We start from the raw sequence: 8,295 nt of genomic DNA, 5'->3' as shown, positions 1-8,295 counted from the left end.
CTGTTCCAGTTACCTTAGAACTGTTTAATTGCAAACGACAGTGCGGGGAACTAGCACGCATTCCGAGGTGTCGTGACCTAAATAACGTAGTCAGTTAAGACTTTGGCTGGTCAGCACGGCTCCTAGCTTTTGGCTAGAAGCCCCGTCACTTCAGTGCGGGGTTGCTGACTTAATCGCAGTTATCTCTACCAAATTATAAGCCTTAGCGATCGCCTCATTGACGAGAACGACCTCATCCTCGATGGTAACTTGGACAGTTTTTGTCCAAGAGCAGTCGGCAGGAAGCCAGTCGCAACGGCGAGGACTTTTTAGCTTTTGAAAAGTGAGAATGTCAGCGCAGACTTCGGTGTTGTCGAAACTCTTGAACGTTGTATCAGTCAGGGGTGTGATATCGATAAGCTCAGCTCCTCTAGCCAGCCAATCACGAAACGAAGCATCGCGATTGTCCATTGCAAAGGAACTGGTGACAATCATTACTAAACCACCTGGACGAACTAACGCCAAGTTTTTGGCAAGAAAGTAATTGTGGATACTAAGCCCACCATTACTATAAACATCGTCATCGTAGACTTTTACATCTCCGAAGGGTACATTACCGATCGCCAAATCGAAATAACCTTTCGGACACTTAAAATCCCGAAAATCGACATTGGCTATATTGGCTTCTGGGTAAAGCGCTTGGCAAACCTTTGCGGGAGTAGGATCGATTTCAACTCCCCATAGTTCGCAGGGGTCATCAAATTTGGGCATAGCCCCAAAGAAATGCCCTGCACCACAACCCGACTCAATGATCCGCCCCCCATTGAATCCCGTTAGCTTTGCCATTTGCCACATGTATCGAATCACATCAAAGGAAGTATGGAAAGCCCATAGTGTTCCAGTCTTTGCGAATTCCATTTCCTGTTCAGAAAGCAGGGATTCAAATTCAGTGCGGAGGTCGGGATACTTATTTTGGTTCCAGATAATATCTTTAATAGATCCCCATCCCGAAAGCATGGCAATAAGTTCGGGGTCCGGAGATACACTACGGGATGATTTAATTGCGGCGATCGTTGCTGCAACACGTTCCTTGGGCGTTGACTTAAGAAAATGTTTCTCGACTGCGGGCGATATTTTGTACATAAAATTCTCTCGTTTGTTGAAATTGATTGAAAAAAAAGAAACAGCAGTAGAAGAATCTACTGCTGTTTCTTTGTAAGATTAGGCGATCGCTTGTTATCATGAGCCATTTTTATTTCGCCATTAGCTCTCCTGCTGCACATTCTAAGTCAATGCTTGAGAAATATAAAAGCGTCGAGATTCGGGAATATCATTAGGTAAAGCTGCAATACCCGCAACTTGGCTAGAGTCCATTTCCTTAAATATCACTCCATCCATTGCTGCATATTCAATAGCTTGAGATTCGGTTCCATATCCCCACATGGGGAAAGCCTTGTCTTGTTTTGTTGGATCGTCAAATCTAAACCAATTTTCAACCGATGCTGCTTTGTTGGGTAATACTCGAAGCAATTTTTCGACGCTATCAACTCCAGTGCGGACAGATACCTCAACAGCATCAAGAGTGCCTTCCCCATCATCATCAGGATTGGCGATCGTGGCAAAGTTGCTGGAAAGTGTATCCAAGACATCAACTACCAACCAATATAATTTTCCGTCAATGTATATGGGGACACATTCAGCGTCCGAGATAAGAACTTCTGGAACAGATTTCAGATCCTCAGAAGTGCCTAATGTTATTAGAATAGTTCCGTGTAATGGATGCATAATATTTTTAATTAGATTGTGAATAGTGATGCGATCGCTTAGTACCCTCGCGATTTTTCTAAACGGTAAATGATGCTTGAATTGCAGCATATTTTTCTTCGCTAAACTTGCTGAACCATACTCCTTTTTGGAAGGTGCGGCGAAAGCCAAAGCTGACAAGTTTATTCAGGTTTTCAGAAGAGGGCTTATTTAGAAAGACCTCAATTCCATCCTTTTCTTGATTGTGGACAACCCTAATCCCATCCTCTTGAATTGATTCGGGATTGGTGGGTGATATCTCTAAAGGCTCCAGATCCTGAATGGGTTCGGGGTTGGGGGACACTTCATCCTCAATAGGATCGGGTAACTTACGGGGGAATCCGTATTTACCTAAGTAATATAGAAAATCTCTATTTTGCGGCGACAAGGAAATATCGATTGATATCATCTTGCAATCGCTGACCTCTGGGTATCTTTTGTCTTTCATATGAGCCGTCTCATCGCACAGCAATACTGCATCCCGAATCTCATTGGTTCCAGGAGTATGATACTTACTGAAGCCAAGTATAAGTTTCTTCTCTATTACTATGGGAGGAAGCCAATGTTTTTCAAATTGCGCCACAATAGTGGACTTCGCCCAATCAGGAACCAGCGATCGCCCAATCTCGATCAATCGATCAACCTCGATCGTCTTTTCCTTTTCAGATAGCTCAACTGGTTCGATAATAACTTCAACAGTTTCAGGTGCAGAGATGGGTTCGGGGTTGGGGGGCATCTTCTTGGGAATGCGTTTCTTAGGCAATCCATGTTCGCCCAATGCAGCTAAGAATTCAGAATTCAGAATCATCTTTTCCTTGCCAATCTGCCATCCGTCATATCGGCTATGACCCAAATAATAGCCATTCCCCAAGGAATACTTTTCACGATTCTCGAATTTCGGATCGACTAGATGGGCAGTCTCATCGCATAGAACTGCCGCTCTCCTCATTTCGTTAAAATCATCCTTCTTGCTCTTAGAAAAGGCAAGAACCATCTTCTTTTTAGTAATGCTGCCATGATAATCAGCATTACTATCTGACTTATTCTCTTCGCATCTCGCGACGATCGCCGCAACTGCCCAATCAGGAACCATCGATCGCCCGACTTCTATAAATCTTTCTCTCTCTGCTGCCGCCTCTTCGCGATTGCGTTGGGCAAGCCTCATTGAATCGCGCATCTTTTCAAGCTTATCGGATGGCATCGGCTCGATGCGTTCTGCCTTACTCAATGCAGAGTACTGGTATATTACTGTAGTAAAATTGTCTGTTAGAGGAGTATCCGACTCCCAGTACAAACTAACATCAAAACAATTGAATCTATCCCCTACTTGGGATTCAATCACAATCGTTTTGTCATCCCAGCGATCGCGCTTGACGATAAACTGATCGCCTGGATTGGCTGAAAATACCTCGGTTTCAGGGATCGGGTTTTTTGCAATAAAGTCTTCAACGACTTGATCGAATAATGCGATCGCCTCAGCTTGAGACTTTTCTGACATCCGTTTACAGGGATATAGCATCTGCGACTTAGATTCGTCGGTCAGAAGGGAAAGCATGACAAAAGGAGACTCTGGATTATCTCTATGACAAGGATCGGAATACACTTTAAATCCCTGCCCCTTATCGTACCCTAGACTCAGTTGAGTCCCTTTACATGGTTCAATCCAATGCTCGTGAGATTTTATAGTCATAATATTTAATCCTGATTTGTTATCTACCCAAAAAACATCACATCCTTCAAAACATTGGCTCAGAGAATCTAATTCCTCGTCGAATAACGATTGGCGATCGTTACTGGGTGGTTCAAACTCCTGTAACCATGCATGCTCTAAAATTGCGGTTGTATCTCTCTGTTTACTGAAGAAATTATGTATAGTACGCCTATAGCTGCCATTTTCCCTAAAAGTACTCCCCTTCCTCCTTTCAGGGGTAAAGGATCTATAGAGAAACTCCATCTCAGAGAAAAAGTCGTACCAATCCGGATGGTCTTTGGCTATTTGATATAGCTTGCGGTTACTCTTTGCCCAGCAAGTTTTACAATTCCCTTCCCATCCTTTTAGGTTTAACCTAAAAGGCATGTAATGCCAAAAGTCATTCACTTTCGCTTTATCGATATTCCAATCAACTAAAGGATAGATAAAATTAGATGCCTCTGCATCATTACTCATTCTGTCCATTTCGTCAGCACGAATACCAATTGCCGTAGTGTAGGAGTTCTTTTTCCAACCTACTGAACGTATATAACTCTGCATGGGAACTATTTTTAATTCCCTTTTACAGATAGGATTGCCGACATTAGGGATGCCATATTTTTTAATGGCATCCCTAAATGGTTCGCCATTTCTAGAAGCATCCCAAAAGTCTGTCGTTTTAGCTTTTGTACCAATTCCTCTTTCGGGTTGAACATCAGCTTCAATCCAAACAAGATTTAGATTGAAGACCCGATCGCATTCTTTGACGAAAACCAACGTTTCTTCAGCCTCTTGTCCAGTATTAGCGAACAATACTAGGATTTCAACACTACCTCTGTACTGATCTAACAAGAGCTTAGCCATATAAGCGCTTGTTTCACCTCCACTAAAAGATATTAGTAGCCGGTTGTTTTTCATTGCTTTTCTCGGATTGAGCAACCCTTCTCCTTGGCATAACCGTCCATGTAAATATTGAACGCTGCCCAGTCCACACTGTACGTCCCATCACAGGTACAGTCTTTGATATATTCGGTAAGACCAGTTATAAACCAGCTTGGCAACGAATATCCCACTTGACTGGTCGCCAATGCGAGAATATCTTTCTCGTGAAAGGTTTTGTCAGCAAGCCTAGCACTCCTTCTCATGATGACTTCAGAGATTGTGTCAACATCCATAGTCTCTAGAGATAGGATCTCAGAGGCTATAAGCCAACCCTGTAGAGAATTCTCTTTATCCTCATCCCTTAATGATTCAGACATTCGGCGATCGCCTCCTTAATAAGATTAAACAAATTCTCTTTGTTGTCATGGATGTAGATAATCTGATTTCGCACTGTCAAAGCGACAATTTGCCACTCTTCTGTATCAATTTGCTCAATACAAGAAAGGATGCGATTGACACCAAAGCGAGGCAATTGCCTTAGCTTTTGAGCAATCTTTTCTTCATTATTTATCGCATAAAGATCCATGTTGCTATATGGACACTCTAACGATTCAGTGAATAAAGTTACAGCCTGTTCGCTGACTGCTCTGGCAGTCCATCCGTGCGCGATTTCCTCGACATGATCGAAGATGATTTCTTCTGCCATTTCAGCACTGCCAAGCCTCTCAGCAAGATCGGCTTCTAAGTTTCTAAGATCTAGAATTACTTGCATTTTCTACCTCATAGGATTCATTTGTTGGATGAAGTTAGACTTTTGCTTCCATTTGTTTTAAAGCAAGATTGGCGAGATGCCCCATCTTCCTGTAGTCATAAATTTTATTAATCGCTCGAACAGAATACAGTGCTGCCCATGCGCTATATTCTGGTCGCAAAGTCGGACAGGAAATGAATTGGATCATTTCCTTATCGGAATTATGAAAAGACTTTTGAGAAAACCTATCCTGTTCCTGTTTAGGAACATCAAGAGCAGACATGATTTTTACTACAAATCCATTAATATCAACCCATTCAATCGCACAGTAAAGCGCTATGTATACAGCTTCCCTATTGGATATAGCTTTCAGTTGCTTTGCGATCGCTTCTGGGTCAGATAATGAGGCGATCGCATTGAGTTTATTTGTTAGCATTGGAACTCCTAATAGCAAGCCAGTATTCTTTCTACCAATGGACGAACTTCGCAACTATAAAGCTCATCAATAGCCCAATCGATTGTCCACTTGCCAATACCCGCACTAGGATCGGCTTTACCAACTTTATCCAAGATTATATCGAGGTCGATCAAAGTGGATTTCTCAATCGCTTCAACAGTCCCGTCATCTGGGTCATCAGCACGGTAAATGCGACACATCTCTGCCGCAACATCATGTTTTGTCCAACCATGTACCACTTCCTCGGAGCAGGAAACAAAAAGTCCTCGAAAAGTTCTCTCTGTCATATTGTGCGACTTCGTATGATTCAAAGCCTCAATAAACCGATTTAAGCCATCTTCCGTAAGTACTTTCATTAAATTAGCCCGACCATTGCGATCGGGCGATAGGGTTTATTAGACTGGGAGAATTCTGGTGATTTGCACTACGATCGCTTCGTAGGCAAGTTTTGGATCTTCTTTATAGGAGAAGAAAGTAATCCTGCCATCGTAGGCAAGATGGTTAGTTGCTAGATGAATTACGTTGCCGTCTTCGTTTCTTATGAGATTGTCCGCGAAGACCTGTTCGCCAAGGCGATAGTTCTCGAAGTTTCCTCTCAACTCAAAACTGGGTTTTCCCTCTGATGATTTGAGAAGTAACAAGAGTTCTCCTCCAACAGTAGCAACCGAATAAAGATCGGTATCTGGTGACAAACGCTTACCATTGCTGGCTAGCCATTTCTTAGCCTTTTTCAGAAAGGCATCTGCCTTAGCTTTTTCGATAATCATAAGAACCTACATAGCATGGTGGATTGGCAGGGAATTGGGTTCGAGGATCGCCAGATGTCTGGGGGTCTTGCGCCATTGCAAGCAAAATATTAGTTTGCGAAATGCAAGTCGTTGCGATCGCAATAAACAAGCATATTGATTTCGTATCAGTGGTGGTAATAAATAACGCGATCGCTGCACCAATCGCGTTTAAACTTCTGTTCGTGCAGACAGGGTAGATTACTTATTTAGACTGTCTTTTAAATCCATCTGGATTGCAGATGAAATACTCTCAATCTGTCCGAGCAAGGCTTTTAAAACGCTAACCTGAGACAAGATGTTATCAACATCTCTCAAGGACATTGTTTCCATGTGCTTGAATGTCCCAGTAGGGACACCAGAACCATTTCCATTGACCAACTTTTTAGCCACCCATAGTTCCTCTACGTCAAGGAGAATCTGGTAAACATCTACTGGTGTCGCAGTTTCTACTGGGGCAACTATAGGGGGGACAAACTTAGGAGGTGCTGTCGATCTGGTTGTAACGATCGGAGGCGGCGCATTGGTAATTACCTTTGCAGCGGATGCTGCTGGGGCTTTCTTCGTGCCACCTGTACCTTTTGTGGCTTTCACCTGTTGCTGCTGTTGCTTGACCTGAGCAGATGTTACAACTGCTTTCGGTTCTTTAACAGGTAGTGGGTTCGGGGTTGAGGGGACAGGTGAAACAGCTACTCCCTGCGGGCGAGTTATACCCTTGGGTTTAGCCATTGCAAATGTGCCATCCTCGTCAGGTTTTACATCAAGTACGGGTTTAGGATCGGGTTTTGCCACTACTGGCTTTTGACTCTCTTCCCACTGGGCTTCCCAGTTGATTAATGCCGCTGCAACCTTGGCTTGAATTTGGGAAGCATTCAACTTGTGGGCGATCGCACTGGTAAGCACCTCTTGCTGAAGTTCGGCAAGGATTTTCCCGTTGTGCGGATTGACCAGCGTAGCGATCGCGTCCAAGTTAGAGATAGTGATTTCTTTGTTTGCGAGAGATTCCCACAAAGGGGCGATCGCGTTCTGCGCCCTAGCACATCGCTTAGCAAACATTGCCTTACCGCCGGCATCGGCATAAAGAATGGCAAGTTGTTTCTCTCGTTCCTCTAAGTCAGGCAAGTCCTTGGCGAGAAGTTTACCCCTAAGTGAGTAAAATGCTTGAGCCTTCTCCGAGGTGGGGTTATGGGTGTTAGCAATGATTTGCTCATTTATGATTGCTAACTCATCCTCCTGCACTTCGCAGTATTCAGAAAATACGTGAGAAGGAGAACACTCTTCAAGGAAGAGTGGATATCTTGTGTTTCCATCAAGAATCCTAAATGGTTTCAGCCCAGTGGCATCAACTACAATTTTGATTGTGCCGATATCCTTGCGGATTCGCAATAAGTTTCTAGTTTTTGAAATTTCCGTTTCAGATGGTGCATCCTTACGAATATTCTCATCACCTACAGAGGGACGAATGAGATTTACTGGACACCAAAAGGATGTTCCATCGAACATCAAATTTGCCGCATCTTCTTCTGAAGAAGCTACGACACCGTTATGTCCTCTAAAGGTAATGACGGGCAATCCGTCCACCCTTTTTAAAATTGGGCATTCCACCCCATTAACTCCAATAGACTCCATGATCCTGTCCTCGTATATTTTTACTTTTACATTGCAGAATCTAACCACCGACTCCGCGAGGGAATTTATCAAAGGTTGACGAGATCTCCTCGTAGTACATCGATCTCAGACAAGTCGTAACTATCGCAATCATCGTAAATTGCTACATCTTGCCAGACCACGTTATATTCACGATTTAGAGGGAGAGAATACCTAAGTACCTCCCCTATGAATTCATAAAAGACCTCTCGATACGCGAGAAACTCCGCGCTTTAGCGCTGAGAGGTAAGCGAACGGCGGTTTTAACCGCCAGTAGATATTAGAATCCATAGCTATAGCC

The 8,295-nt window shown here is 43.4% G+C and carries 9 protein-coding genes; all 9 read right to left on the bottom strand.

Features of this window, described 5'->3' with window-relative positions; translation table 11 throughout:
• Positions 1-150 precede the first annotated feature (150 nt).
• The 9 genes from AC805_RS15885 to AC805_RS15845 all read right to left on the bottom strand — a co-directional run bounded on the left by AC805_RS15885 (position 151) and on the right by AC805_RS15845 (position 7,976).
• Entirely contained in the window at positions 151-1,122 is a 972-nt protein-coding gene (locus tag AC805_RS15885) for an SAM-dependent methyltransferase (RefSeq protein WP_055076325.1), read from the bottom strand.
• A gap of 141 nt (positions 1,123-1,263) precedes the next feature.
• The gene (locus tag AC805_RS15880; protein WP_055076324.1) at positions 1,264-1,854 is read right to left on the bottom strand and encodes a hypothetical protein; all 591 of its coding nucleotides are present in this window, start codon (positions 1,852-1,854) and stop codon (positions 1,264-1,266) included.
• Positions 1,823-4,390 (bottom strand): phosphoadenosine phosphosulfate reductase family protein, encoded by a 2,568-nt coding sequence (locus AC805_RS15875; RefSeq protein WP_055076323.1) that lies wholly within the window; start codon positions 4,388-4,390, stop codon positions 1,823-1,825. Before AC805_RS15875 ends, AC805_RS15880 begins: the two co-directional genes overlap by 32 nt.
• Positions 4,387-4,731, bottom strand: coding sequence for a hypothetical protein (locus AC805_RS15870; protein WP_055076322.1), 345 nt, complete (start codon positions 4,729-4,731; stop codon positions 4,387-4,389). Before AC805_RS15870 ends, AC805_RS15875 begins: the two co-directional genes overlap by 4 nt.
• Positions 4,716-5,126 carry a hypothetical protein gene (locus AC805_RS15865; RefSeq protein WP_055076321.1) on the bottom strand — a complete coding sequence of 137 codons (411 nt, stop codon included), beginning with the start codon at positions 5,124-5,126 and terminating at the stop codon, positions 4,716-4,718. Before AC805_RS15865 ends, AC805_RS15870 begins: the two co-directional genes overlap by 16 nt.
• A 34-nt stretch (positions 5,127-5,160) precedes the next feature.
• Positions 5,161-5,541, bottom strand: coding sequence for a hypothetical protein (locus AC805_RS15860; RefSeq protein WP_055076320.1), 381 nt, complete (start codon positions 5,539-5,541; stop codon positions 5,161-5,163).
• An 8-nt stretch (positions 5,542-5,549) separates the two neighbouring features.
• The gene (locus AC805_RS15855) at positions 5,550-5,918 is read right to left on the bottom strand and encodes a hypothetical protein (RefSeq protein WP_055076319.1); all 369 of its coding nucleotides are present in this window, start codon (positions 5,916-5,918) and stop codon (positions 5,550-5,552) included.
• Between the two features lie 39 nt (positions 5,919-5,957).
• A complete protein-coding gene (locus AC805_RS15850; protein WP_055076318.1) occupies positions 5,958-6,329 on the bottom strand; it encodes a hypothetical protein in 372 nt (123 codons plus the stop codon).
• Between the two features lie 219 nt (positions 6,330-6,548).
• Positions 6,549-7,976, bottom strand: coding sequence for a hypothetical protein (locus tag AC805_RS15845; protein ID WP_055076317.1), 1,428 nt, complete (start codon positions 7,974-7,976; stop codon positions 6,549-6,551).
• Between the last annotated feature and the right edge of the window lie 319 nt (positions 7,977-8,295).

The organism is Pseudanabaena sp. 'Roaring Creek', assembly GCF_001402795.1.
Classification (GTDB): Bacteria; Cyanobacteriota; Cyanobacteriia; order Pseudanabaenales; family Pseudanabaenaceae; genus Pseudanabaena.
This window is presented reverse-complemented; position numbering and strand designations above follow the sequence as displayed.